Source organism: Sorangiineae bacterium MSr11367 (assembly GCA_037157805.1).
Taxonomy (GTDB): Bacteria; Myxococcota_A; Polyangia; order Polyangiales; family Polyangiaceae; genus Pendulispora; species Pendulispora rubella.
In genome coordinates this window covers 8,186,835-8,212,392 of sequence record CP089983.1, presented here as the reverse complement: position 1 = coordinate 8,212,392, position 25,558 = coordinate 8,186,835, and the positions used below count along the sequence as shown (strand labels likewise).

Here is a 25,558-nt window from a genome sequence, read left to right as displayed (position 1 = left end):
TGCGAAACCAGAAGCACTAGCGCCAGACGTCGAAGGAATTTCATGACGATAACGCTATGGCTGGCGATGGTCACCGGCAAATGACAGCACATGACACCGCGACGGCCGCCAGGTAGGATGCGCGAAGCCCATGAGCGCCGCCGCGTTCCGCAAGCGATTGAATAGTCCAAAGTGGCCAGTGCGATAATGAATTGCGGCGAATTTTCGAGCTCAAAGGAGAGTTGATGCCATCAAAGTCGCTGGACCCTGCCTTCGTTACCGTTCTCACGAGCTGGTTCAATCTTGACTCGGTTGATATGGGCGATAAGGAAGAGCTGATCGCCACGGCAAATGTTGCCGCGATCGATCTTGCGCGCCGATACCTTCGAAAGAATTCGTCTTTAGCGCCGCTGGTCTCCGAGATTGAGGAGTCTATATCGTCATGGCGTCCGGATTTTGTTGCTCAAATCATCAACGCTACAAGTGTGGACTGGCTGGCGGATGATGAATATGAGAATACGCTTAGGGAGATCGTGCAACGATGTTGCAGGGATTGAAGAGTATCTTGGCCGGGGGAGCCAAACCCTAGATTATGTGGCACGCGAGGGCGGCGACGGCCAAAGCGGGCAGCCCGAGCAAGATGGTGCCGTAAGCGAGGAGCGTTCGGAATATGCCCGAGGGGAAGGCCGCTTTGTCTCCCGGAATCGTCACTTTCGAGAATTGGTCGCCGATCCCGCATCGCTCACCCGCGTCTCGCCCACCGACCAACGACGGCGGCCACGAGCCAGCAAACCAGGCACACCCCCAACCCGTACAACGGAACCCTGCCGCCGTAGCGATCCGCGTCGGGTCCGGACATCGGGATCAACGCCGCGTACCCCATATACGCCGTCGCGATGCACGCGATGGGGCCTCCCGAGTAGCGAGCGAGCGTGGGCAGGCGTGGTGGCAGCGTTGCGAGTGGTGCCGTGATGAGCACGAGTAAGGCATAAAGCTTCGTCGCTTGGAGATCGTCGCCAAGGATGGACGGCAGACTCGTGAACGCGGCGCTGGCGAGCAGGAACATGCCGACGATGCGCGGCCACGTCGAGCGAGGGGAGTGCAATACGATGAGTGCGACGGGCAACGTGCACACCATGGCGCGTGCGCCGTGAACGAAGAGGTCGTCGTCGTTGATGTTCACGATGGGCAAAGCCCCTGCGGCAATGCAAAGGAGGCCGATCGTCATGGGCTGGCGCGGGGGGACGCTTCGGCGCAGGATGTGGCACGCGCAGGCGACGATGGCCAAAGCGAGCAGTCCGAGCAAGATGGTGCCGTGAGCGAGGAGCGTTCGGAACATGCCAGAGGGGAAGGCCACGCTTGTCTCCGTGAATCGTCACGACCTAGAAAGGATCAGGCGAATTCTGTCGAGCGCCCACTGATTGAAGGCTTCGTCCTTGTAGCATCCCGCATGCTCGAGCTTTGCAAATTGCTTTCGAGACTTCGCGTATGCGATGGGAATCCCCGGGCAACGCCCGCTGTCGGCAGGGACGGTGCCGTCGCCCGATGGTGTCTGGTGGAACGGCTCTAGCGAATCGCGCTCACGTTGCGTTGCCGTCCAGTCGACGCGTGCGTCCGTCTTGAGTTCGTCGCTATACAAGATGTGGGTATTGGGGTGCCATGCGTTCTCCAAAGCCTTGTGAAAATCCTCGACGAGACCGAGGCGGACGGAGAACGTCGATTGAAGGGCAAAGCGCTCCGTCGGTGTCGCGTCGTCATTGGCTACCATGGCTGCGACGAACTGGCCGACGAGTCCAGGGGCGGTGGAGCGCCGATAGAGGGCATGAATATTACCCAAGTCGAATTCGTCGCGTGTGGTTAGCCAGCGATCCTTGGCGTGAAGGTGGAACGTATGGTTCGGCAGGAGTTCGAGTGGCCCAGGGAGCCCTACTTGCAATATGGTGTAGTCGACGGGGTCGCTGCCAATAATCGTTTCGAGAGTGCGCTCGGGGATGGCACCGCCGTCCATCGACGAGATAGCGCCCGTGAAGAAGCGTCGGTAGGCTACGACCGCGCCGTTCGATGGCTGCGCGCCGTGCACGATGCCCAGAACCTTCGGCACGATCGCCGGATTTCGAGTCAGTGCGGCGCGTGCCACCAGCCCGCCCATGCTGTGCGTTACGAGAATGACCTGTTTGGCTCCAGGGTTCTCCTTGAGTACCTTTTCGATGAACTCGGCTAGCTTGTCTCCGGAAAGGAAGTTCGAGCGCCGGAAATCGTATCCAAACGCGTACACGGGATTCAAGATCGAGAGCGTCGATTGCCCGGACGCCATATTGAGGCTCGTTTCCAGCTGGGTAAGAACCGCACCATAGAACGACCATGCAACGGCGCCCCAGCCGCGAGCTTCATATAGTTTTACGGGGTCAGTGTGGAGAGCGGCCGCGATGTTCTTCAGCGATTTGTTCTTGCGAATGGGCTTTTCGCTCTGGAAGGAGCGAATGGGCTCGAGTTGTGGAGTCTTGTCGACCGACAGCACTCCTTGTTTTTGTCCAAGGGTGCTCAAGGCCCAACCAACCATTGCGAAATTGTCGTCCGGATCCCAATCCGCCTTTAGGAAGCCCGAGACTTTTAGACGCGAACCCATGACCCCTGGGATGAAGACGATGGGCACAGTGTCGATGTTGCACGTATCCCACCCCGCCGCGTTGCCCTCTGGGCGGCGTTGCGCGCAATAATGGTCGTCGCTCACGGTGCCTCTTTCCGAGTTCGGCGTGTGGACCGGGTGAGGAGGGGCCATCGTGCGGCCAGGCGAGGCCAATCGGTGCTCTTGCTTTGGGCGCGCGCCCGAAACTCGGAGACGCCCAGATCCATCGTGAACTGTGTGACGTAGTGCCGTTCGACGAGCGTGCCCTGGGCATCATGCTGGGCGAATACCCACCACCCTTCTCTGGCCTCGGCGTCGTCGACGTCAAGGAGGGAGGGGCCATGGCTCTCCTCGAGCGAGAGGTATCCGACGTCGAGGTAGAGGATGTCCTCACTGCTCGGGGCCAGCCAGGGCATGGCAGGTCCGACGGAACAAGTGATGACGATGCCTTCATCGGAGAATCGAAATTCCCGCGGGAAGGGGGGCGCGTAGATTTCGGGAACTTCGAGCGTCAGGCGGCCGGCGGCCATTCTCACATGACCTGCGGCCGCGTGCGTAGCCGCGGCTCCGGACAACGAGAGCGTTTCGAGCGCATGAAGAAAGAGGGCGCGAGATGGCTCGTGCCCGGTCCAATGAAAGAACGCATCGTTTGGGCCTTGCAACGCCGCGAGGTAAAGATACAACGGCTTTTCCAGGCGCAGTACTGCCGATGCCATATGGGTCACGCCGATGGGGGTAGGGACTTCTTCGATGGAGTCCACCTGAACATCGTTCGCGAATATGCGAGACAAGTTCGACACCTTCTTTGCAATCACGGAAGCTGGTGTCGCACCCGGAGGCATGCGTTCGAATGTGACGTTCATCGCGTCATTCGTCTCGGAATCCACGAAGCAGTGCGCGGTTTCGTCGCGAAATTCGTCGGGGACGTCGGCAACTACCGGCCCAAAATCGTAAAGCATACGGTCCTCTCTCCTTGGGGCATCAATGTGCATCACCGTAAGCGGCTCCCAGCTTGTCGAGCGTCGCCGCATCCGCCTCACCGCTGGGTGGAAGCTTGTGCGATGTCTGAAACCCTCGCAGCGCTGCGGCTGTCAGAGGGCCCATCTTTCCATCGACAGGGCCGCGGAGATAGCCGAGCTGGCGCAACCTCGCTTGAAGCCCCATCGTGGTATCGACGGGATCCAGTTGCCCGAGCATGAATGTTCGTGCAAAATTTCTTTTCGAGAAGGCGATGGTGACGGATTTTGCCATGGCGGGGACGCTGGTTTCGATATCTCCTGATTTCGTCGTGCTCCCGTCGATGACCGTTGCGGAGTCTTCGTCGATGTAAAGTCGGTACGGTTCGTTGGATAGGACGGTGTCGTTGAGATTGAAGCGTATTTTGATGCTCGTTCGAGTCTGTTTCGCCACGAGTCGATGACTCTTGCCCGTTTGAAGCGTGAACTCCTTTTGGTAGTGCTCCGGAATCGCCACCACGTCATCGGGGCAAAGTACGTTTGGTGACTTGCGTTGTTTCCGAAGCCCCTCGTTCTCGGAAAAGTCCCATACGGTCTTCCAGTAAAGACCGTGTTGCTCGGCGATGCTCGAGAGGCAATCGCCCTGTTTGACCCGGTGCGCGGAGCTACTGGCAGGCTCCTTGATTTGTCGTCCACCGTCGATGGCCTGATCGACCATCTTCAAACGGGCAGTGCCGGGTGCGATATCGTCGAATCGGAAGGTGCCATCGGATGCGAAACGCCCTTCACGCGTCGAACCATCGGGGAGGTCGAGACGATAGCGGCGGTTCGGCACCGGCTGGTCCGTCGCGTCCACGAGATGCATGGCGATGAACGTGTCCTCTGGGGCGGTGTGGGCCTGCGCCGGGGGCGCGTCTTCCTCACCAAGCTCGAAGAATGCCGTGAGCGGCTCGAGTTTCTCGAGGCGTAGCAAGCCTTGGCTTAGAGCGTCGGTAAGGTCGTCCCCAAGGGCCTCCAGGTATTCACCACGTCGTCGTTGCAGAACGAGTTCGCGCGCGGGCGGGTGATGTGCGATGGGATAGACGATCGCGTGGATGTCGAGCAGTGCTTGCACCACATCGACATCGAGTGCGAACACGGTATGGGGCGTAGCGAAGTGGACGATTTCGGAGAGGCATGAGGCCATCCAACGCGGATTCTCGATGGGGGCCTTGGGCGAAGGGCCGTCCAGCCCGCGCGCCGTGATGCGGTAGTCGCCCGACGGTGCGCCGTGCACGTCCCATGATGCACTGGGGCCGAATTCGCGGCGCCAGAAGGAGATCATCGACATGGTGTCTCCTTGTCGGCCGGCGCCGCGTGCTCGTTGCGGCAATTCGACGTCGCGGGCCGCACACCACGTCGGCGAAAGGAGAAAGCCGGAGGACTACGGCTTTCCGTAGAGCGCGACGGCGCCTTGGACGTCGAGCGCGGTAATACGGAGATCTCCCTTGTTGGTGCCGTTGCACCATGGGTAGTGCATGACCGAGTTCGAGTCGTAGATCGTCACGGCTTTCCACGCGCCCCTCTCCTCGCAATGGCTCTGTGCCGGGTGGGCCTCGGGGTGGATGTGCTCATGGCGGAATCCGAGAATGTGACCTAGCTCGTGGCGAAAGAGTCCGACGAGGGTCTCGGGGCCGTTGGGGTTGCGACCGTACGTTGCGGCGACGGCGCTGATGTTGAGGAAGCGGTGGGAGCGCGGGTAATGCGGAAAGAAGGCAAGGCCGGAGAAGCCTTGGCCACTCTGGCGCACGTTGAATAGAACTTGCTCGTTGTTCAAGGTGCAGTTGTCGTCCTGGGCGACGTGATGGAGGAAGCGAACAGAGGCCACCTGGGCCCACTCTGCCGCCGCGGCCCTGATGGCCTGGACGACTCGACCGTAGTTGGCTCCGAACGACACGCGGTCGACGCAGTACACGAGGTTGTGCGCGGTTTGCGGATGCCAGCGGTTGATCACGCCATTGTACATGTCGACGATGAGTGCCCCCTGCTGCACGTACGTCTCGAAGAAAGAGCGTAGCTCGGTAGCGCTCGCGATGGGGGTGTCGCCGTCGACGACCCATGTCCCGGTGTCCGGATCTTGGTACACCGTCTTCTGCCATTCTTCGAAGGACACGGCGGTGGTGCCGGTGACCTCCGTGTCGCTCTGGCCCGGTCCGCTCTTGGACGTGCAGCCCGCTAGGGCGACGGCCGTGGCAAACACCAGGACACTGGACAGGCGCGCGCCTGCACGAAACGGCAGAACAGGAAACAACTCGGTATTCATGTGGACCTCCCCCATCACGGGCAGGCACGCCCGCCCGTTTATCGACTGAATACGGCAAGAGCTCTCATGCGCTAATGCCACTACGTAAGATGCGTAACGCGTACTCGTGAATCGGAAATATCGACATTGCTAAATCGTAAATAACGGACGCGGCCACGTCGCCAACGCCCCGTATCCACATCCATTCTTGCGTTCTTGGCGCATCGCCCTTCCGGTTCACGCTCGCCGGCACGCCGAGACACACGTGGCGAAAGAGCACGCTTCGTGTGGCAAGTCGACGTTGCGCGGGCCGTTGACTTCCTCCGGCGAGCTGGCACGCTGCCCGAGCCCACGTTTCCCGGAGATATCGACCATGGCGACACGAATTCTCGATCTAGACCGCGACGCGCTGGCGCGTTTGCGGGGTAAGGCGTTGACGGCGGCGGTGGCGGCGGGGGAGGGCCGCACGATGGTGGCGGAGGTGTTCGCCGAGCGCTCGGTGCTGTCGTTTTCGCCCGAGGGGGCCGGCGTTCACAATATGGAGCTGATGGCGGCGTTCGGGGCCGACATTGTCATCCTCAATATGATTGATCGGGTTTGGGATGGTCTGCAATTTCGTTTTCCCGGGCTCGGGGCCTTTACCAGCTTGAGTGACGTTGCGTCGTGCATCGGGCGGCCCGTGGCGGTGAACTTGGAGCCGGGGGACGTGCCCGAGCGCCGCAGCGCGAAGCCCGAACACGCGAAGCGACTCCTCGACGCGGGGGCCGCGATGATTTGCCTGACCGCGAACCCCAGCACCGATGGCAGCTACGACGGGCTCGCGCGCGTTACCGCCGAGTTGCGCCGAAGCCTCGGGGACGATGCGGCGCTATGGGCGGGAAAGATGCATCATGCGGGGCGGCCCGAGCGGGTCACCACCGAGCGGCTCACGCGGCTGGTCGAGGCCGGGGCCGACGGTGTGATCCTTCCGCTGCCCGGGACATTGCCCGGCGTGACGAAGGAGCTGGCCGCGGAGGCGGTGGCGGCGGTGCAGGAAGCCGGCGCCATCGTGATGGGGGCCATTGGAACGAGCCAAGAGGGGGCGCATACCACGGTGGTTCCGCAGCTGGCGCTCAACGCGAAGGAGATTGGCGTCGATGCGCATCATATCGGCGACTGCTTCCTTCCGGGGATGGGCGATCCGGAGTTGCTCTATGCGTATTCCGTGGCCATCCGCGGCCGGCGGCACACGTGGAATCGAATGGCCCTGGGCAATCGCCGGGCGCGCTGACGAGCACCTGGTTAGGCGACGATCTCTGCCACACGCGCCAGATCGATGATCCTCTCCTCGCATAGGCTGCTTACCGACGGAATGAGTCGGTCCGGGTCGATGCGGTGGACGGTCACAGGTCCCGCGATATCACCGATCTCCGGAATGTCGCAAAGCCTGGGCATCATGCTGCGATTGAGCCGCATGATGTGGTCTGCATTCCACTCGTGAGGCGCGAGCCCGTGCATCACGATGCCCTGAAGGTGCATGGCGACGCTACTCAGGATAAGCGTCTCCTTTGTCGTCGTGTTGACCGAATCTCGACAATGCACGGGACACTCGACGTAGCGGATGTTGCGCCACCCACACTCGGGGGCGCCTGTAGCCCAGACCGCCTGCACCGTAGCATCGAGATAGCCTGATGCGAATGGTCTCGACAGGATGATTTCACCAGTGACGAGGTACAAGCCACAAGTCAGCCACTTATCTGGCGCGAGTGCCATGAACACGTCGTGGCCAAGCTGCTTCACGGCGGGTGGGACCCAGGGGAGGTCCAGGCAAGAAAAGAGTTGCTGCATGGCAAGAGCGACCATGGTCATCTCATTGTTCCGCCCGGGTTGCGCGAGCTTGGCGTGGCGAGTGCTTTTTTCCAGCGACCATGCCGAGAGGAGTCGTTCGATCGGCGCGAGCTCTTCGTAGTTCTGAACATCTGCATCGCCCTGGAAAACGAGGTCGTCGTCGCGCACCCCGAGCGCGTGGAGTGCAATGTGAGCTGCGAAAATGTTGAGTCCCTGGCCCGATCGACCCACCGGGCGACCGTGAAGGTTCAGAATCGGAAGGAGTCTTTCCCAATCTATCGCGTCGAAAATCTTATCCTGCTCGAGAACGATCGCACCCCCAGCGCGCGCTGCCGCGACATTCTCTGGACAAGAGCCGCCGTCAAGAAAAAACACACGCCCGCGTGGCAGCCGGCTGCTCAAATAGTGAGCAGCCCTCGTGACGGTATTCGCAAGTTCCGGCTGCTGCTCGGCCATGGGGACAATTGCCCAAAGTCGGTCCTGTCCGACCTGGGGCTCGGAGGTGGCCGCTGACCGCATTTGAGGTGAAAGAGTGACATAGCGAGCACGGAAGTGCTCATCGAAGGGTGATGGCCGAAGATCATAGGCGTCTCGCAGGTCGCCGGTGCGACTGAACGAACGACGATTAGAGCCAGAGTCCCCCATCTGGCCTCATCTTGCGTTGCTGTTTCACAATCAGGGCGGCTTCAACCAATCTTTCATAGCAAAGGGTCGTTTTACGAAAGGGCCAGCGCTCGTAGTTCATTGCAGCGAGATCCAGCAACTCGGGAAGTGTGTGCCCGCGAGTTCCCGGCTGGCCGTCGACGAGCTCACCTCGATCGACATAACTTTGGGCCACGGCCTGGCGATCACGCGTGATCATCAATAGCGTTGGCTTCTCTTTCAATTCATTGACCGTGGATATCCAATGAGGAAGCGTCTCGACGAAACGGGGATCCTTGAGTGCGAACGGCCGCTCCAGTGACCGGAAATAGGCTCGTTGTGCAGCTTCGATTTCCGAAGTGAAACCCGTTGCAATGATCTGGCTGTTGAGCTCTCTCATTTGGACGCTCTCGGCAAAAGGCTCATCGGCGTCGTTTCTCTTCCATCCGAGTGTGTGGAGCATCTTCGAGAGCAGCGAGGTTCCGCTGTGTCCAACACCAAATACAATGACGTCACCAAACAAGGGGAGACTCCTCAAGGTGTGCGCCACCCATTGGTATGCGCGAAGGCGAGTGAGAAGAGCACCGGTAACCCGCAAGGCGTCCGGCTGGCGAACGGCAAGAAATCTCTAACGTATGTGGTGTCGCTGCGCAACTCTGGTCACACGTGACCGCCGGGCGCGCTGACTCATTGCCTTGCCGCAACGTACGCCTCGATCGCCCGAATGTCGTTCTCGTCTTTGGCTCGTCCGGCGGCGTCGGCGCGGAGGTGCAACTGGGCTCGTTTCCACCCGAGCAAATCACGCAGTGCTGCGACGCGCACACCGCGAGAAAGAGGCGTCGCGCGTGCGTCCGCCTCGACCGCGGCGAACGTGACGCCGGGAAAGGTCGCGAAGATCTCCAAGAGATCGCTCCCGGCGATCGAAATCCTCGCAATACTGTGTTTCTCGCTGCGGTGAAAACCTTGCGACGGCCAGGTCTCGAGCGCCGATGCGGACACGAACAAATCGATATCCCCTGGGGCGCGGCCCAAGTCGACGCCATGAAGGGCGATGGCCGCACTGCCCATGACGATGACCTGTGGGAGGAGTTCCGCAGGAATGCGCTCGCAGACGAGAAGGACCAGATCGCTCAGGTTCGGCATGCTTCGTTCCGGTGGAGCCGATTCGTATCACGCGAGGAGCGGTCCGCGCAGCTGGATCCACGATATCGAAGCGCGGTAACCAAGGGACTCGTTGAGTCGCCGGATCGACTGATTGGCGACTTCGTTCGTCGTGCGCAGTTCCCTCAGGCCGGCCGCTTTGGCCGCCCGGATTTGGGCACACTTGACCGCGCGCGCAATGCCTTGCTGCCGCCATTCACGGCGAACGCCGGTGAGGCCATGGATACCACCACCGCCAGGCCGCGCGCTCAGATACCCAACGCCAACCACGTTTCCACGGGCAACCGCGGCAAAGGAGCATGCGCGCAGCAGATCGCCGCCGAACGTGCGGGCGCGCCACACCTCGAACGAGGGGGATACGATGGCCTCGACCGCGGGCAGATCGGCCTCGATCGCGACACTCGCTTCGTGGAGAGGCCGCTCGAGGCTTTCGTCGGTCAGCGGAACGAGGTCGACGCCCTGCGGCGATGCCACGACGACGTCGGCCATCGCGAGGTCGAGCACGAGCTCCGTCGCTTCGAAAATCGCCTCGTATCCGCGTTTGCCGAAATACTCGATCGCCTCATGCCGATCGCCCCGGAGTTCGACGATCAACCCCTGCCACCCTTGGTTGCACGCATGCGCCGAAAGCGCGCGCAAAATCCGAGTCCCCGTGCCCTGGCGTCGTTCCTCCTCCAAGACACCCACTTTGCCGAAGGCGTGCACGCTCGCCGGATCCTCCAAGTTCGGGCCAATGAATCCCATGCCCACGGCGACGCCACCGCGATATGCCACGACATCGAGGCGCTGCGGCCGCGTGCGCGACACCCGAAAATCAGCCTCGCCGACCGGATCCGCAGGCTCGACCCGATTGCGCACGCTCAGGTAGGCCGCAATGTCGGCATCCGTGAGGACCGTGCGAAGCTCCGGCTCCGTAACTATCGCCGGCCTCGTGTCCGAGCGTTGGTTTGCCGCGTGGCCCCGCCGGTTCGCGTGGAGGCATTCGAGCGATACTCGGTATCCGCCACGCGCGCCGGTAGACCGCGAACCGTGGTCCAATATTCGACCCTGGCATCGTCGTCGACGGAGACGACGCCACCATAGAGCCGGTCCGCCCCGTCTTTGCTCGGCCCCGAGACCCAGTACGCATCGCCGGTCGCCTCGTCGATGCAATTGTACTTGTACCCGCTGCCGGTCTTCGCCAATCGATGACCTTCGTAATAGAGCGTTCGCCCTGAGCGCGAAAACTCGACCCATCCAATGCGCCCTCGTCCCTCGAGGCCTTCCCCCTTGTTTTCGACGTACATGATGCGACGCATCGAGCAAGTATATCCGTTACGGGCCGAAATTTCAGACCGTCGTGGCGATCGGCGGCTCGGTGGGCGAGGGAAGGCGTGGCGGCAATCCAAGCCAGGCGGCATTGTCGACGGGAGGGGCGTCTTCGTCCCAGCGAAACTCGACGCCTTCCTCGGGGTACGGAATGTTCCCCAGGCGTCGCGCGAAGTCGACATGGGCCCACTCGTCGTGCGGCGCGTACTCATCGCCGGGAAACGGCGTCGGCTCGTCCTCCCCTTGATCGGCTTCCACGAGTGCGGCGTGGAGTGCGTCCTCGTAGCGACGGAATAGAGAGGTGTCGACGCCAAACAAAGACGCTGCGCGCTCGACATCCCCGTGGAGCACGGGTTCCGGGAGCGCGTAGACCTCCATCGCGGCCACTTCGTTCCCCGAATCGAAGATAGCGTAATTCCAAGTATCTTCGAATACGAAGAAGGATATCGCCACGCACCCAAGCTCCTGGGACACGGCCTGTGCCCACAGGGGCGCCGCGTGGAACTGCCAGCCGAGGAGCATGGTGCTGGTGAACACCGGCTCGGGCGATGTCTTCGTGAAGAGCGCCTTGAACGCCTCGAGCCCCGTCGGCTTCGCGGGCGCCTTGGGCGCGGCAATGCGAAATCCTTCGGGCATGTCGTCCTTTGCCGCGCGCTGGCGCAGCCGTTTCAGCACGGGAACGAGATCTTCATCGCTACGTACGGAGAACCAGCCAAGGTTTGTCGCCACGATCGCATTCGATATCACGCGCCAAGGCCAAGAGGCCACAGGACACGCGGTTTTCGCGATCTGGCGCAAGCGTTGGCGTAGGAGGCACTTGCCTGGTGAGCTGCGCCGTCGTGAGGTGGCGATGTCGAATGGCCACCCGCAACGCCACTCCCGGGAGTTGCCATTACGAACTTATTTGGTCGTTGAGCTCCAAATTAACACCGTTAAGTTTGATAACGGTGTACACCACGACGGTGGATCGACGCGAACGGGAGAAGGAGCGGCTCCGTCAGCAGATTTTGACGGCCGCGCGTGATTTGCTCATCGAGAATGGGCCCGAGAACGTCTCGATGCGCAAAATCGCCGAGAAGATCGAATACTCGCCCACCACCATTTATCTCTATTTCAAGGACAAGACCGAGCTGCTCTTCGCGTTGACGGAGGAGACGTTCGCCAAGTTGCTCTCCCAGCTGGAGCGCATCTCCGAGCGCGAGCGCGATCCGATGATCGCCGTGCGGGAAATGTGTGTGGCCTACATCCGTTTCGGTCTGGCGCACCCGAATGATTACTTGGTGGCCTTCATGGTGCCGCAGGCTGGGCCGGCGTGGGGCGAATACCGCTACGAAGGCACCAAGGCGCAGGCGGCGTTCGATCTTTTGCGCGGTGCCGTGGGCGAATGCATGGCGAAGAAGAAGTTTCGCCGGCGCGATATCGACGTCGTAAGCCAAAACGTATGGGCGTCCATCCACGGGCTCACGTCCTTGTTCATTGCACACGCCGGCTTCCCATGGAGAAAAAAGGAAGAGCTCATCGAGCATTTGCTCGAGACATTGATGACCGGATTGAAATCACGAAAGGACGGCAAATGACCACGACGGTACGTAGTTCCAGAAGGGTGTCTTTTGCGCGCGGTAGCGACTATTTCGCGGGGCGGCGCGTCGTCATCACCGGTGGTTCGAGTGGGATAGGCCTCTCCTTGGCGCATCATCTCGCCGCCGCCGGCGCGGACCTTTGCCTCGTTGCGCGGCGCCCGGGCCCATTGGAGATGGCGCGCGCGGCCATCGTGCAGGCTTTCCCATCGTGCCGCGTGTGCACGAGCGCTGTCGATGTCGCCGATGAAGCGGCGGTCACGCGGGGGCTCGCGCCCATTCTCGAAGACGGTGTCGACGTGCTGCTGAACGTGGCCGGCGTCACCCGGCCCGGCCGCTTCATCGAACTGCCACCCGACGAGTTTCGCAGCCAGATGGACGCGAATTACTTCGGTGTCGTTCACATGTGCCGCGCCGTCGTCCCTCATTTCATCGGGCGCCGCGCGGGGCACATCGTCAACGTCGGCTCGCTGGCGGGCATCATTGGCATTTACGGGTACTCGGCGTACTGCGCGTCGAAGTTCGCTCTCACCGGTTTTTCGCAATCCTTGCGCGCCGAACTCTGGCCATACGGCATCCGCGTGAGCATCGCCCAACCCCCCGACACCGACACCCCGATGCTCGTCAACGAGACGCCCCTCCGTCCACCGGAAACCGCGGCCATCGCCGGCACTGCCCCCGTTCGCAGCGCCGACGAGGTTGCACGCGCCATTTTGCGCGGCGCCGCACGCGGTGACTTCGAAATATGGGGCGACCGCACATCGCAGCTGCTCGCCTTCCTCCAAGGCGCCACCCCCTGGCTCGCGCGTTGGGTCTGCGACGCCGCGCAGCGCAAAGTCATGACCCGTAACCCATCGAGCAGCGTGCTCGAGGAAGGAACTTTGGAATAACAAGAAAGGAGTGCTAAGCTCTGCGCCGTCCTTCTCGGATTACGTGGCTTGCAGAGGCAGGTAACCTTTCGGGGCACCGATGAAATCGTCATGGCGGACGACGCCGTCGTCTCTCCGGCAAATCCTCGTTTCGATCTCGGCGGTCGCCGTATGGGCTTACGCCGGTGCAGCGGGCTGTTCGAGTGACAGCGAGGGCGAGAACGACGGCGATTGTGACACGCGGGACGGACCTCCGGCCTCGGGCGAGACGCTCTTTGCCCATGTTCATTACAAGGACGAGGCCGATTTGCAGCGCGTGGTCCAATCCTACGACGTGCTCGAGGACGCCGACGGCGAGGCGCGGTGGGTCTCGATGCTCATCGACGATCCTCTGAAATACGAGGCTCTCGTGGCAAGCGGCCACCGCGTGGACATCGTTCGGCGCGAAGCGCGACATGCCCGCTTGCACCTTCGGTCCAACACCGAGTCGGCGGGTATTGCCGGGTATCCATGCTACCGCACCGTGGAGGAGACGCACTCGGCACTATGGCAAATGGCCTCCGACTATCCGCACCTCGCCGAGGTCACGAGCATCGGTCCGAGTTGGAAGAAGAAGGTAGGTCGCGGGGGCTACGAGCTCCTGGTTCTCACGCTGACGAACCGTGCGATCTCGGCGGCGAAGCCCATACTCTTCGTGATGGGCGGTCTTCACCCCCGCGAGTACACGACCTCCGAAACCGCCGTGCGTTTTGCCGAGCAGATGGCACGGGGGTATGGCGTGGATCCCGACATCACGTGGCTGTTGGACCATCACGAGTTGCAGGTGCTGCCGCAGGCAAACCCGGATGGGCGGAAGATCGCGGAACAGGGATATTACCAGCGAAAGAATGCGAACGATGCCAATGGCGGTCGGTGTGCCGATCCGCCGGCCGACGACAACCATTACGGCGTCGACTTGAATCGCAATAGCTCCTTCAGGTTCAACGCCGGCGGCTCCAGTGCGGACCCGTGTGACGAATTCTACCGCGGTTCGGGTGCGGCTTCGGAGCCCGAGACGGACAGCCTCCAGAAATACCTCGCATCGATTTTCGCCGATCAACGGGGCCCGAAGATTGGCGATGCGGCCCCGAGCACGGCGAGTGGTGTGCTCATCACGCTCCATAGCTTTGGACGAAAGGTCCTTTATCCATGGGCATGGAGCGCGGCGGCGGCGCCTAACGCCGTTCAGCTCGCGACATTGGGGCGCAAGTTGGGATACCTGAATGGCTACACCGCCTGCCAGACGGGGGCGCGTGGCTGCCTGTACGTCGACAGTGGCAGCACGGACGATTGGTCGTACGGAGAGCTGGGGATCGCTTCTTATACCATCGAATTGGGAACCGACTTCTTCGAGAAATGCGCGGCGTACGAGCAGAATGTCGGCCCCGGTAACTTGAAAGCCCTCCTCTATGCGTTCAAGGCTGCGCGAAGGCCCTATCAGTCTCCCTCGGGGCCGGACGCCCTTCAGGTCATCGCTTCGCCCGGCTCGGTGGTTGCGGGGGCATCGGTGACGTTGACCGCCACGCTGGACGACACACGTTTCAATGGCCGCGAGCCAACGCAGAAGATTGCGGCCGCGCGTTACGCGGTGGACGGGCCATCGTGGTCCGGAGGGACGACGTTCGCGATGAGGGCCAGCGACGGCGCCTTCGATGCGACGCGCGAAAAGGTGACCGCGTCCATCGACACCACCGGATGGTCCAGCGGCCGGCACATCGTGCTCGTCGAAGGGCGCGATGTCCAAGGCAACTGGGGTGTCCCGAGCGCGGTGTTCGTCGACGTGCGCTGACCGCTGCGGCTACTGCATCCGCGAAGCACGGTATTGCCCGGGGGCGAGGCCCGTCCACCGGCGAAACGCGCGGGCGAACGGTCTCACTTCGGAGTAGCCCGTGAGGTAAGCGACTTCGCTGATGCTCAATTCGGGGTTCTGCAAATACTGGACGGCCAGGGCGTGGCGCACCCCGTCGACGAGCTCGTTGAAGGTCGTTCCCGCGTCGTCGAGGCGCCGCTGAAGCGTCCGCACGCTCGTGTGCATGATGGCGGCCGCGCGCTCCACCGACGGGGCACCATCGCGCAGCGCTTCATGCACGTAGCGACGGATGGGCGCGATGAGGTCTTCCTTGTTGCTCGTGGCGGGCGCATCCCGCTGAACGAAGGCGTCGAGAAGCGCCAAAAGGTCGTCGTCGACGGCATGAATGGGCATCTCCGAGACGTCAACCGGAAAGAAGAGGGTATTGGCGCTCTGGCCGAATTCGATTTCCTCCGTGCCGAAGAAACGTACCAGCTCCGACACATCGGAAGGCCTTGGATGCATGAAGAGTACGCGTTGGGCATGGATCGACGGGGAGCTGAATTCGCGCATCATGTTCAAAACGAGTGCAAGGGTAAACTCGTGCAGCTGGCGGCCAATGCCATGTCGATGGGCAACGATGAAATCCGTGGCCCCCAATTCGATGACGAACGGCCTCAAGTTGTTGACCAGGTGCTGGTACCGCGCAAATCGCAAAATGGCCGCCCCCACCGTGGGCGCACTGCGGGCCGCGAACTCGACGACCCACGCACAACGCGTTGGCGCCGAAGGCGGGCCATAGCTGCCTCGCTTGTGGGCCAGGGCCAGATGAAGGCCGAGAAAAGGGTCTCCGAGTGACTGCGCAGCCTCTTCGCTCACGTCCCGGATCAAACTGAATGGCGCGAGCATGCCTTCGTGCATCGGAAGGCTCGCGGGGATGCCGTACTTGCGTTCGAGAGATTCGGCGTCGCCACCCGACGCGCGCACATAAGCAATGACGGTGGGGATGAAAAACGACTGTATCTTTTCGTTGGAGCTGGCCTGTGTCTGCGCCATGGCACCCGACTATATCCAATTTGGAATAGACCTTCGTTCGGTGGCGGGGGCTTTGCGCAAAGAAACTCGAGCACGGGCGCGACGCTGGGAGCGACGGATAGTTGCCGAAATCCGCGGTGCATTATTCAGCTGCGATGTTCGTGAGACACTCTCCATCCAATGTAGTGGAGGGTAGTACAGTGGCCTCGAAGTCTGTGAATGCACCTGCGCTGCAAACAAGTGACACGTCCGATGTATCGTCGGGGAGGAAGCTGTCCGAGCCAACGGCACCATTATTCGGTATCCACATCTTGGTCGTAGATGACGATGCAGAGAACCGCGAAGCTCTGCAAATGCTGCTCGAGCACTGCGGTTCGCGGATCACCACGGCCGTTGACGTACCCGATGCGCTGGCCAAGTTCGAGGTGGAAGTACCGGATGTTCTGCTTTCGGACATCGGCATGCCAGGTGAAGACGGCTACGACCTGATCCGACGCGTGCGAGCTCGGTCGAAGGCTCACGGCGGAGAGGTTCCCGCCGCGGCGCTCACGGCCTATGCGGAAGCGGAAGCGCGGCAAAACGCCTTGCGCTCGGGCTTCATGATGCACATTCCGAAGCCCGTCAATGCCGACCAATTGGTGTTGCTCGTAAGTCAGCTCGCACGCATGACGTCGTGAGCCTCAATGGTGGGTGATCCCGGCGCCGAGACGGGAGCGTAAATCCTTCACGATAGGATCCAAACTCGAGGCCTTCCCAACGCCGTATAGAAACTTGTCCGGCCGAATCAGCAGGGTGGCGCCAGCTGGAATGTCACCCTTGTGGCACCAGCGAACCATGTTCCCCTCGAGATCTTCCACCTCGGACAACCCGGCCGGGGTCGAGTGTGCCACGCCACGGTGGCCTTGGGGCCGTTCGCCATATCCAAACAACGTAACGTACGACGCGCCCCATCCATCGAGGAAGTTGCGCGAGGACGCCGACAGCTCCGCGCGTGGATCGAGCCCGAGGCCGACGAGCGCGAAACCCTCGCCGAGCACCTCGTCGAGCAGCACGCGGCGGCCGTCCCGGCGACGCACTTCGGGTTGGGGTACGAGGCGCCCCTCCGGTCCGCCGCGGCGCGATCGCGCGATACCGAAGTAGCCCGGTTCATACGTGGGCGTGGGTTTGAACCCGCCCTGACGAACCCATTCGCGCAGGGGTGGCGTCTTCCGGATGATGGCGGCCACGGCATCGCGAACGGCGGCGCCCCACGGCGTGGAGGCCGACACCATTTGCTTCATGCGCACGGAAATATCGATCATCGCCTTGGCGTGGTGTCGCCGTTCGGCCTCGTACGTGTCCAAGAGCGCATTTCCCGCCTTGCCCCGCAGGGCGGCATCCAATTTCCACGCGAGGTTGTACGCATCGCGCAATCCAGAGCTCATTCCCTGGCCCATGAACTGCGGCGTCATGTGCGCAGCGTCTCCGGCCAGGAACACACGGCGCTCGCGCCAGCGGTTCGCCACCAGTGCGTTGAAGGTGTAGACCAGGCGCCGTTTGACCTCGAAGCGATCCGGATCGACGAATCGTGACAGATACCGCCGCACCGTTTCGGGCTTCTCCATGTCCTCCTTCGTCTGGCCCGGCCTGAGCATGAACTCGAAGCGATGGTGGCCGTCGGGCTGGGGACAGCTCACCGCGGGGCACTCTGGATCGCAATGAAAATTGAAATAGGGCAAATGCCGGAGTCCGTCCCCGGTGCCGGGGCCCTTCGATACGAGGTCGACCACCAGCCATGGCTCGGGAAAGTTCTTTCCCGTCATGGAAATACCGAGCAGCGTTCGCACGGTGCTGCGGCCGCCGTCGGCGCCAATCAAATAGCGCGCGCGGACCGTACTGGTGTCGCCGTTCGTCCCCTGGTGCGTGACGGTGACGCCGTCTTCGTCTTGCTCGAATCCGGTGAGCTCGCGTCCGCGATGCACGTGCACGTCCGGGTAGCGCGCCAAATGCTCGGCCAGCGACGTCTCGAGGTACGGCTGGTAAAAGAAGTTCACCACCGGCCACCCGAAGGGCCGTTTCGTCGGGAAATACTGCCCCATCACCTCGCCGTGCGGGCCCACCCACTGGCACGGCGTTTCGAGCAGCATCTTCGCTTGGAGCTCGGTGGCGAGGTTGGCCGATTGAAAGATGCGCATGCACTCGTCGTCCGTATAGACGGCGCGTGCATGGCCGTAGAACTCGGGTTCGCGCTCCAGCACGACCACACGATGCCCGCGCCGTCCGAGGAGGTGCGCGAGCGCGAGACCCGTCGGGCCGAGCCCGGAGATGACGACATCGACGCTCATGGCTTGCGCAATGGTGCGTACTCGGGATTCAGGAGCGAATGCAGCCCCCGGGCGAAATTGCCGGCGTTCTCCGCGAGCCGGTGGACGAGGCCCGCGCGCTCCGGCTTGTGCCCCCAGGAGCTGATCGCGTCGTACGAGGCCGTCCGCCACGAGGCCTCGTCGACCTTTCGCGCATTCCACCCGAGCTCGAACTCGAACCCGGAGGGGGTGATTACGTAAAACGATATCTGGTGATCGTTGGGGTGCTGCCCGATTTCATGCGCCATTTCGAAGCCGAGGTGCCGGCAGCGCTCGAACGCACGCTCGATATCGTCGATGGACGCGGCCTCGACGTTGACGTGCTGCACCTTGGTGCGGAGTGGATCGAGGCGCAGGCCGCGCGTGGCGGCGATGGCCATCGAGTGGTGCCGCTCGTTGAGGCGCAGGAAGGCAATGTCCAGCATGACGCCGGCGATGCGCTGGGCGACGCGATCGCTCAGTCGCGCGTCGAAGAGCTCCCCCCAGAATCGCTCCACGTCGTCGGGAAGCCGCGTGGTGAGGGCGATGTGGCCCATTCCGCCGTCGCCGGTGACGAAGCCGCTGGCCAGCATTTCGAGCGGTGTCTCCGCGCGGGTGGCCTCCGTGAAGAGCTCGATGGGCAGGCCTTTTGGGCCCTGGACGGTCACGAAGGACGCGACGCCGCGCTCCTTGGCCGCCTCCGCCGAGCCGGATGCGACGTCGATGCCCCGCGCCCGACAGCGCGCGACGACGGTGTCGAGCGCCGCGTCGTTCTCGAGCTGCCATCCGGTGGCGATGACGTCTTCCGCGGGGCCGCGGCGGACGATGATGCGGCGGGCATGCCCGTCCATGCGAAAGGCAAGTTGCTCTTCGTCCGCATGGGCGACCTGCAGCCCGATGCCTTCTTCGAGGAGTGTGCGCCACGGCGCGAGGTGCATCGATTCGACCAGCGCATACCCCATTTTGGTTTTTCCAAAGAGACTCATGCGGACCCCGCGGGCGTGTGCTCGAGAAAAAAGGCCGTGGTCATGGCGTTGAATTCGGCGGCGCGCTCCCATTGCACCCAATGGCCCGCGCGCGCGAAAAGATGGAGATCGCATCGCCGCATGCGCGATTGCAGGGCTTTGCCGCCGCTGGGGCGATTCACTTTGTCCTCCATTCCCCAAAGGACCAAGGTCGGTATGTCGCAGTCGCGAAGGCGCGGGTCGCGGGTGAAGTCGAGATGGCGGAAGCGAGGAATGCCATTGGGGCGCCGGAGGGGCGGCGACGCGAGGATCTCCGGATCGAGGCTCGCTCGAAATCGCTCCTCGATGAGCGAATCTGGCACTTGCGTGGCATCGAATACGAGGTACTCGTGGATGAAGTGGCGCACTTTTTCCAGGGTGGGCGGCCCACCGGCGTAAAAGTCGAGAAGGGCATTGAGTCCGCGCGTGGGGAGCGAGCGCGTGGTGTTGACGCCGCCGGGCCCCATGAGCACGAGCGAGGCGGCGCGGGAAGGATGCTCCAGCGCGATGCGCAACGCACAGGCGCCGCCCAGCGAATTGCCGACGAAGTGCGCCTTTCGAATCTCGAGTGCGTCCATCAATCCGAGCATGGCGTCGGCCTCGTCGCCAAAGGGATCCATGCGATCGACGCCTTTGCTGGAGCGCCCGTAGCCCTGCAGATCGGGCACGACGATGCGGAAGTGTCGCGCCAATGTTTCGATGTTGCGCACGTAGGTGGGCATGCCGGACGCACCGGGGCCGCCGCCGTGCAACAGCAGCACGGGAAAGCCGGCGCCAAGTTCGCTGACGTGGATTTTGCGCCGGCCGAAAGCAAGGGTGCGTGACGTCGGCGTGGGGAAAGTGCTCATCGCTTCTCCTGCGGGACGAGGTTGGGGAATTGCGCGAGGGCGTTGAGCCGCTCGACCCTGCGAAGCTCCTGCGCGTCGAAGGTTTCGGCCAGTTGCGGCGCCGGATTTCCGGAGGAGGGGAATAGCGCCGAGCTGAAAGGCCAATCGGTGGCGAACAAGATGTGCGAAACGTCGGTGACTTCACGCACGGATTTCATCGCCGATGGGGCGGGGGAGAGGGCGGTGTCGTAAAACAACTTGGAATAGTGGGTGTTGCCGGGCGACAGCAAACTGGTGCGGTACGCGAGAAATGGAATCGTTCCGCCGGCGTGGGCCACGAGCCAGCGAATATTCGGATAATCGTTGAAGACGTTCGCGTAAAGCATGCTCACCACGGAGCGGGTCGTATCGAAGGGGAACTCGTACAAAAACGTGAGCTTCGAGGTGGGGATGTCCGGTGCGGCCGGGGGCGTGACCGGGTGGATGAACACCATGGCCCCGAGATCGTTCAAGGCCTTCAGGAGCGGCCCAAAGCGAGGATCGCCCAAATAGACCCCATGGTAATTGCTATAGAGTCCCACGCCGTCCATCCCGAGTCGGGTGAGGGAGCGCTCCGCCTCGGCCGCGGCATGCTTCGTGTCCGAGGGGTTGCCGAGGTCTCCCAGCGGCAAGACGGCGAAGCCACCAAAGCGGCCCGCCAGTGTGGGGTTGGAACTTCGAACGAGTGTCTCGGTCGTGTAGTCGTTGATGCGGCGTGCGAGTGCGCATCGCTCGTCGGCCGTGCGCAAATAGTAGACACCGGGCTCCGAGATGGAGACGACCTGCACTTGGATGCTATAGTTGTCCATGAAGTGGACGGCGAGCTCCGGTGACCAGGCGGGGAACGGGATGCCGCCCGCGGTGAAGAGGCCGTGTTCCTCCAGGGATAGGCGATAGAAGTCGGGGATGTGATGGCAGTGCACGTCCACGCGGTACGGCGATCCGTCCTCGCCCTCGACCTTGTCGTTCATGGCCTCTCCTTCGTGTGACGCATTACTTATAGATCAATAAATAATTAACGCAAGGTGACCACCCGATGGTGCGGTGGTAGCCTTCTGCCCGTGTCGAAAGCGTCCTCTGCGCCGCCCGCCCGCCCTCGCGGGCGCCCGGGAAAAGCGCGGCCTGCCTTGCTGGAGGCGGCCGTTCGCGAATTCTCCGAGAAGGGGTACGAAGGTGCGACGACCGCGGGCATTGCGCGCCGCGCAAAGTCGACGCAGCCGTTGGTGCACCATCATTTCGGCAGCAAGGAGCAGCTCTTTCGCGCGGTTCTCGATTCGCTCTTCGGCGAGCTCCGTGTGGCCGTCCTGCCCGACGAGGCGCGCCTCGAGACGCCCAGCGCGCTGGTTCGCCGGTTCACGTTGTTCACGGCCAGGCGGCCCGAGCTGGCGCGCATCTGGCTCATCGAGAACGCCAAACGCGGGCGCCACGCGAGCTACATCATGGAGAAGCACATCGTCCCGCTCACGGAACGCCTGCGCCCGCTGCTGGAGACGGCGATGGCCGCCGGCGTGTTTCCCAAGGTCGACGTGCCGTTGCTCTTCTATGCCGTGCAAGGTCTCGCGAGCTATCCATTCCTGGTGCCCGAGCAGGTGCGACGGCTCTCGGGCTGCCCTGCGAGTAGCCCTGAGTTCGCAGAACAGTACACCCAGACGGTGCTCGCCATTCTCCGCTTCCCAGCGGACTAACTCCGCGGGCCTGCTATCCTCATGGCATGGCGGAAGAGACGAAAAAGGCAGCCTCCTTGGTGCGGTTGGTCCAACGCCTGGGCCTCGCGTCGGGCCCCGCCGGCAAAAGCGACGCGCTCACCAAGCCAGAGAGCCAGGCGCTGGACGCCCCCGCGGCCGGCAAGCGCCTTCGCCTTGGCTCCCTGATGTTCACGGTCGATGTCCAAGGTCGCTTCGAAAGCGACGAGGAAGTCGCCACGTACTCTGCGCGCGCGGAATGCCGCCGCGACGGCCCCGATGGCGTGCCGCACGTCGTGGTGAACGAGAATCGCCGTCAGTGGAAAAAGAAGGGCGAATAGCCTCGACTACGGCAGCACGACGAAATCCTCCGACGTGGCGTCTGCGCCGGTGGCATTGGTGACGCGGATGGTTCCGGTCACCGCGCCGCTTGGTACGATGGTGACAATCTCGGTTTTGCGATTGACGACTTGAAACATCGCGTCGACGCGGTTGGGGATGCCTGGGCCCTTGAAGGCAACGCGCGTGATCTGTTGGAACGTTGTGCCGTCCTTGGCGTAGAGATGAACCTCGGTGCCGAGGGGGCCGGACTTGGGCGAGAAGCCGTCGCGGTTCTTGATGGCCGGAGGCGGCGGTAACACGGTGAAACTGTCGCGCGTCTTGATGGACCCTCCCCGGGTCGTGATGGTAAGCGGGCCGGAGGCGGCATTGTCGGGCACCGTTACGCCAATCGTCACCTCGTCGCCGCCGGTGACGACGCCCTCCACGCCGTTGGCGAAGAGAACGCGAATGGGGCTGTCGGCGAAACCGGTGCCCTTGATGACGACTGTGGTGGTGAGCGGCGTGCCGCTCGCCGGGGTAAAGCCGCTCTCGGTGGGCAGGACGCGGAAGGGGGCGCCGATGCTCGTGGTGAGCTCCACGCCGATCGCTCCGGTCCTGGCCTTGCGCGGGACCGCCGCGGAGATGCGGGCGGGCACACCGCTGTAATCGATGTTGCCCGCCTGAACGCCGCCGAAGAAGACGCGGTCACCGACTTGGAAGTTGCGGCCGTTGATGGCAATCCATTGGCCGACGATGCCGGTGCTCGGGTTGAATCCGTCGACGTTTGGCGGCGGATCATTGGGTGTGCGCAACGGCTGGATGCGCAGTTCCTCGTCGTCGCTGCCCTCGGTAGTTGCCCTATTCTCCTCATCGGTGGGGGCACTCGCGCAAGCGCTGGCCAAAAGCAGACAAGCCGCGAGCACGCGGCCATGGAGTCGTCTCGTCGTCATCGTATGCACTCCTCGCAAAAAAAATGAATGATCGACGTGCGCCACGCGTTCGACCGTGGCGACGTCACCGCTCCAATACGTTCGACGCCGTGAAGCGGATCGAAACGCGAGGCGAACGCGAGCGCGTCCACGGAGCAAATAGGATCGTGCGACAAAAAGCCCAATGGACCTTTTGGATCCCGACGGCTATCAACGCCAACGAACTCTCGGCTATCGATGACTCTTCGTGGGCGAACGTATGCCGGCTTCGTGGTCGGCGGGCTTGTGACGGCCGGGGCTATTTCCCAGGCCTTTGCGCAATCTTCCACCCCGTCTTCCGGCCAGTCGCCCGCCGAGACTCCCGCGGACGTGCAAGTGGCGGGGAGGCGCAATCCATCCGTCGGTTCGCGCATGCGGGAGCCTCTTCGCGATGTCCCTGCCACAGTCAATGTGGTGACGAATCGTGAAATCGAGGAGCGCGGCACCACCGACGTCGTGGGGGCACTCTCGTGGGTCCCCGGGGTCCAGCCGCAGCTCGAATATGGCGGTTTCACATCCATGACCATCCGCGGATTCGGCGACTATACGACCCTCGTCGACGGCTTTCGTGATGCGCGCTTTCAACTCGTGGGTTCCGCTCCGACCGGTAATACGGCGGGCATCGATCGCATCGAAGTTCTGAAGGGGCCCGCGTCGGCGCTTTATGGCTATGGGGGTGTCGGTGGGGTGGTCAATTTCCTCCACAAACAGCCCTCGCGGCGTTTCGGTTACGAAGGATCGCTTTCGCTCGGCGGCCCCACGCTACTGCGCCGCGCGACCATGGGCGTGACCGGCCCGTTGGGCGACAGCCTCGCGTTTCGCGCCGATGCGGGCATCGTCGACGACGACAACTTTCGCCGAGCTCGTTCGTCCAATGCCAACGTCACCGCGGCCCTGGAATGGCGCCCCGCGGAACGGCACCGCGTCCTGCTCCGCGTCAGCTACCAGAAGATTCATTTCTCGACCGACACGGGCCTCCCGACCGAGCAGGGATCGGTGCCCGATGGTATCCCGCTCGATCGGCGTTTCAATACGCCCTGGGACTACCTCGACGGATCGTTCTACGACACGCAGCTCGAATATTCGTACGCGCCGGTCGACCACGCCAAATGGGTCGTGCGCCTCGGTTTTAGCCACAATCCGTACGAATACAAATCCGCCGAAACCCTATCGGTTGGCGTCGATCGAACGGTAAATCGGCAATGGTTCGCGCTCGGTCACGAGTGGAACCAGCTATCCCTCCAGCTCGAAGGCCATTGGCGTGGAAAGGTCATTGTGCCGCATCGGGCACTGGTCGGGTACGACTTCGGATATACCCTTTCGCACCATCCCCGCTTTGCGCTCGACCAAACCGATCTCGCGCCGCTCCCCTTTCGAGATGCCCTCGATCCGCAAGGCGATTATGCCACGAACAAAGTCGGGCGCCGCACGCAACATCAAATCACGCACGGCCTGTTCGCCTACGATACGATGCAGCTCGTCAACGGGGTGAAGCTCGCCGTGAGCGGCCGCCTCGATCGATGGGGCTACGATACGGAAACGAAGACGTACGCCACCCCCGAGCGCGCTGCCTCCGAAACCTCCGCGGACCGCGATGCCTTCGCGGCGACATTTCGGACCGGCCTCGTCCTCCAGCCGAGCACGTGGCTCACCTTTTACGGTGTTGCAGGCACCGCGTTCACCCCCGTGCGCACCGTTCCAACCGATGGCCGCACCCTGGATCCCGAGCGCGGTCGTCAATACGAATTGGGCGCCCGCGTGGATGCCTTCGACCGACGCGTGCACTTCGATTTTGCCGCGTACAATCTGAAAAAGACCCACGTGGTCGTCTCACGGCACGCGGGCGAGTACGATCAGGCCGGATCGCAGACCTCCCGCGGCATCGAAGCCAGCCTCACCGCGGAACCCATCGAGCCGCTCTCGCTGCGAATCGGGTACGCGTACACGCTCGCCCGTTACGATCGGTATGTTACGCCCGATGCCGATTTTGCCGGAAAGACGCCGGCGTATGTGCCCGACCATTCGCTGACCGCGTGGGGGACGTACCGCTTTCCGTGGGGGCTCGGGGCCGGGGCGGGCGTGCGCGTGGTCGGGGATCAATGGGCCAACGTCGAGAACACGGTGCCCATGCCGGCCTATGCGCTCGTGAGCGCCGCAGGGTATTACAAAGTTGGCCAATTCGAATTTGCCGTCAATGTCGACAATATCTTCGGTGCCGAGCGCTATTTCGTATCGGCCATCAATGGAACCCAGGTCACGCCGGGGGCTCCGCGCACGGTGCTTTTCACGCTGAGGATCAAATCGTGA

Annotated in this window: 26 protein-coding genes; 9 read left to right on the top strand and 17 right to left on the bottom strand. The window is 62.6% G+C overall.

The genetic code is table 11. From position 1 onward, the window contains the following. Positions 1-224: 224 nt before the first annotated feature. Positions 225-536, top strand: a complete 312-nt coding sequence (locus LVJ94_31840; GenBank protein WXB01499.1) for a hypothetical protein — start codon at positions 225-227, stop codon at positions 534-536. 185 nt (positions 537-721) lie between these two features. Here LVJ94_31840 and LVJ94_31835 read toward each other — a convergent pair whose 3' ends face one another. The 5 genes from LVJ94_31835 to LVJ94_31815 all read right to left on the bottom strand — a co-directional run bounded on the left by LVJ94_31835 (position 722) and on the right by LVJ94_31815 (position 5,863). Then, entirely contained in the window at positions 722-1,336 is a 615-nt protein-coding gene (locus LVJ94_31835) for a hypothetical protein (protein ID WXB01498.1), read from the bottom strand. 18 nt (positions 1,337-1,354) lie between these two features. Then, positions 1,355-2,710, bottom strand: coding sequence for a hypothetical protein (locus LVJ94_31830; GenBank protein ID WXB01497.1), 1,356 nt, complete (start codon positions 2,708-2,710; stop codon positions 1,355-1,357). Next, positions 2,707-3,396, bottom strand: a complete 690-nt coding sequence (locus LVJ94_31825) for a hypothetical protein (GenBank protein WXB01496.1) — start codon at positions 3,394-3,396, stop codon at positions 2,707-2,709. Before LVJ94_31825 ends, LVJ94_31830 begins: the two co-directional genes overlap by 4 nt. Before the next feature lie 190 nt (positions 3,397-3,586). After that, positions 3,587-4,891: a peptidoglycan-binding protein gene (locus LVJ94_31820; protein WXB01495.1), complete on the bottom strand. Its 1,305-nt coding sequence runs from the start codon at positions 4,889-4,891 to the stop codon at positions 3,587-3,589. A 93-nt stretch (positions 4,892-4,984) separates the two neighbouring features. Next, positions 4,985-5,863, bottom strand: coding sequence for a M57 family metalloprotease (locus tag LVJ94_31815; protein ID WXB01494.1), 879 nt, complete (start codon positions 5,861-5,863; stop codon positions 4,985-4,987). A 352-nt stretch (positions 5,864-6,215) separates the two neighbouring features. Here LVJ94_31815 and LVJ94_31810 point away from each other — a divergent pair, with 352 nt between their 5' ends. Continuing rightward, positions 6,216-7,112 carry a hypothetical protein gene (locus tag LVJ94_31810; protein WXB01493.1) on the top strand — a complete coding sequence of 299 codons (897 nt, stop codon included), beginning with the start codon at positions 6,216-6,218 and terminating at the stop codon, positions 7,110-7,112. Positions 7,113-7,123: 11 nt separating this feature from the next. Here the strand turns inward: LVJ94_31810 and LVJ94_31805 are convergent, their stop codons facing one another. From LVJ94_31805 to LVJ94_31780, 6 genes are all read right to left on the bottom strand, one after another. Next, the gene (locus LVJ94_31805; GenBank protein ID WXB01492.1) at positions 7,124-8,125 is read right to left on the bottom strand and encodes a hypothetical protein; all 1,002 of its coding nucleotides are present in this window, start codon (positions 8,123-8,125) and stop codon (positions 7,124-7,126) included. A gap of 169 nt (positions 8,126-8,294) precedes the next feature. Then, positions 8,295-8,834 (bottom strand): hypothetical protein, encoded by a 540-nt coding sequence (locus tag LVJ94_31800; GenBank protein WXB01491.1) that lies wholly within the window; start codon positions 8,832-8,834, stop codon positions 8,295-8,297. A gap of 164 nt (positions 8,835-8,998) precedes the next feature. Beyond that, positions 8,999-9,454 carry a hypothetical protein gene (locus LVJ94_31795; protein WXB01490.1) on the bottom strand — a complete coding sequence of 152 codons (456 nt, stop codon included), beginning with the start codon at positions 9,452-9,454 and terminating at the stop codon, positions 8,999-9,001. A 27-nt stretch (positions 9,455-9,481) separates the two neighbouring features. Beyond that, positions 9,482-10,330 (bottom strand): GNAT family N-acetyltransferase, encoded by an 849-nt coding sequence (locus tag LVJ94_31790; GenBank protein ID WXB01489.1) that lies wholly within the window; start codon positions 10,328-10,330, stop codon positions 9,482-9,484. A 59-nt stretch (positions 10,331-10,389) separates the two neighbouring features. Next, entirely contained in the window at positions 10,390-10,770 is a 381-nt protein-coding gene (locus LVJ94_31785) for a hypothetical protein (protein ID WXB01488.1), read from the bottom strand. Positions 10,771-10,801: 31 nt separating this feature from the next. After that, complete coding sequence (locus LVJ94_31780) at positions 10,802-11,509, bottom strand: hypothetical protein (protein WXB01487.1); 708 nt, start codon at positions 11,507-11,509, stop codon at positions 10,802-10,804. 233 nt (positions 11,510-11,742) lie between these two features. On the opposite strand from LVJ94_31780, the gene LVJ94_31775 reads away from it, so the two are divergent. The 3 genes from LVJ94_31775 to LVJ94_31765 all read left to right on the top strand — a co-directional run bounded on the left by LVJ94_31775 (position 11,743) and on the right by LVJ94_31765 (position 15,054). Next, positions 11,743-12,357, top strand: coding sequence for a TetR/AcrR family transcriptional regulator (locus LVJ94_31775; protein WXB01486.1), 615 nt, complete (start codon positions 11,743-11,745; stop codon positions 12,355-12,357). A 26-nt stretch (positions 12,358-12,383) separates the two neighbouring features. Beyond that, positions 12,384-13,247, top strand: a complete 864-nt coding sequence (locus LVJ94_31770) for an SDR family oxidoreductase (GenBank protein ID WXB01485.1) — start codon at positions 12,384-12,386, stop codon at positions 13,245-13,247. Between the two features lie 79 nt (positions 13,248-13,326). Further along, positions 13,327-15,054, top strand: coding sequence for a peptidase M14 (locus tag LVJ94_31765; protein WXB01484.1), 1,728 nt, complete (start codon positions 13,327-13,329; stop codon positions 15,052-15,054). A 9-nt stretch (positions 15,055-15,063) separates the two neighbouring features. On the opposite strand, the gene LVJ94_31760 is transcribed toward LVJ94_31765, so the two are convergent. Next, complete coding sequence (locus LVJ94_31760; GenBank protein WXB01483.1) at positions 15,064-16,110, bottom strand: AraC family transcriptional regulator; 1,047 nt, start codon at positions 16,108-16,110, stop codon at positions 15,064-15,066. Positions 16,111-16,400: 290 nt separating this feature from the next. On the opposite strand from LVJ94_31760, the gene LVJ94_31755 reads away from it, so the two are divergent. Continuing rightward, entirely contained in the window at positions 16,401-16,766 is a 366-nt protein-coding gene (locus LVJ94_31755; protein ID WXB01482.1) for a response regulator, read from the top strand. A gap of 3 nt (positions 16,767-16,769) precedes the next feature. Here LVJ94_31755 and LVJ94_31750 read toward each other — a convergent pair whose 3' ends face one another. Genes LVJ94_31750 through LVJ94_31735 form a run of 4 tightly spaced genes read right to left on the bottom strand, consistent with a single transcriptional unit; the run spans position 16,770 to position 21,251 of the window. After that, positions 16,770-18,413: a bifunctional 3-(3-hydroxy-phenyl)propionate/3-hydroxycinnamic acid hydroxylase gene (locus tag LVJ94_31750; protein ID WXB01481.1), complete on the bottom strand. Its 1,644-nt coding sequence runs from the start codon at positions 18,411-18,413 to the stop codon at positions 16,770-16,772. Beyond that, the gene (locus tag LVJ94_31745; protein ID WXB01480.1) at positions 18,410-19,396 is read right to left on the bottom strand and encodes a VOC family protein; all 987 of its coding nucleotides are present in this window, start codon (positions 19,394-19,396) and stop codon (positions 18,410-18,412) included. The genes LVJ94_31750 and LVJ94_31745 overlap by 4 nt, the downstream gene beginning before the upstream one ends. Continuing rightward, positions 19,393-20,262 carry an alpha/beta fold hydrolase gene (locus tag LVJ94_31740; GenBank protein WXB01479.1) on the bottom strand — a complete coding sequence of 290 codons (870 nt, stop codon included), beginning with the start codon at positions 20,260-20,262 and terminating at the stop codon, positions 19,393-19,395. Before LVJ94_31740 ends, LVJ94_31745 begins: the two co-directional genes overlap by 4 nt. After that, positions 20,259-21,251, bottom strand: a complete 993-nt coding sequence (locus tag LVJ94_31735; protein WXB01478.1) for an amidohydrolase — start codon at positions 21,249-21,251, stop codon at positions 20,259-20,261. The genes LVJ94_31740 and LVJ94_31735 overlap by 4 nt, the downstream gene beginning before the upstream one ends. 90 nt (positions 21,252-21,341) lie before the next feature. On the opposite strand from LVJ94_31735, the gene LVJ94_31730 reads away from it, so the two are divergent. Both LVJ94_31730 and LVJ94_31725 read left to right on the top strand, forming a co-directional pair. Next, complete coding sequence (locus tag LVJ94_31730; GenBank protein WXB01477.1) at positions 21,342-21,965, top strand: TetR family transcriptional regulator; 624 nt, start codon at positions 21,342-21,344, stop codon at positions 21,963-21,965. A gap of 26 nt (positions 21,966-21,991) precedes the next feature. Beyond that, positions 21,992-22,303: a hypothetical protein gene (locus LVJ94_31725; GenBank protein WXB01476.1), complete on the top strand. Its 312-nt coding sequence runs from the start codon at positions 21,992-21,994 to the stop codon at positions 22,301-22,303. Positions 22,304-22,309: 6 nt separating this feature from the next. On the opposite strand, the gene LVJ94_31720 is transcribed toward LVJ94_31725, so the two are convergent. Further along, a complete protein-coding gene (locus LVJ94_31720) occupies positions 22,310-23,233 on the bottom strand; it encodes a hypothetical protein (protein ID WXB01475.1) in 924 nt (307 codons plus the stop codon). A 432-nt stretch (positions 23,234-23,665) separates the two neighbouring features. Here LVJ94_31720 and LVJ94_31715 point away from each other — a divergent pair, with 432 nt between their 5' ends. Continuing rightward, positions 23,666-25,558: a TonB-dependent receptor gene (locus tag LVJ94_31715; GenBank protein WXB01474.1), complete on the top strand. Its 1,893-nt coding sequence runs from the start codon at positions 23,666-23,668 to the stop codon at positions 25,556-25,558.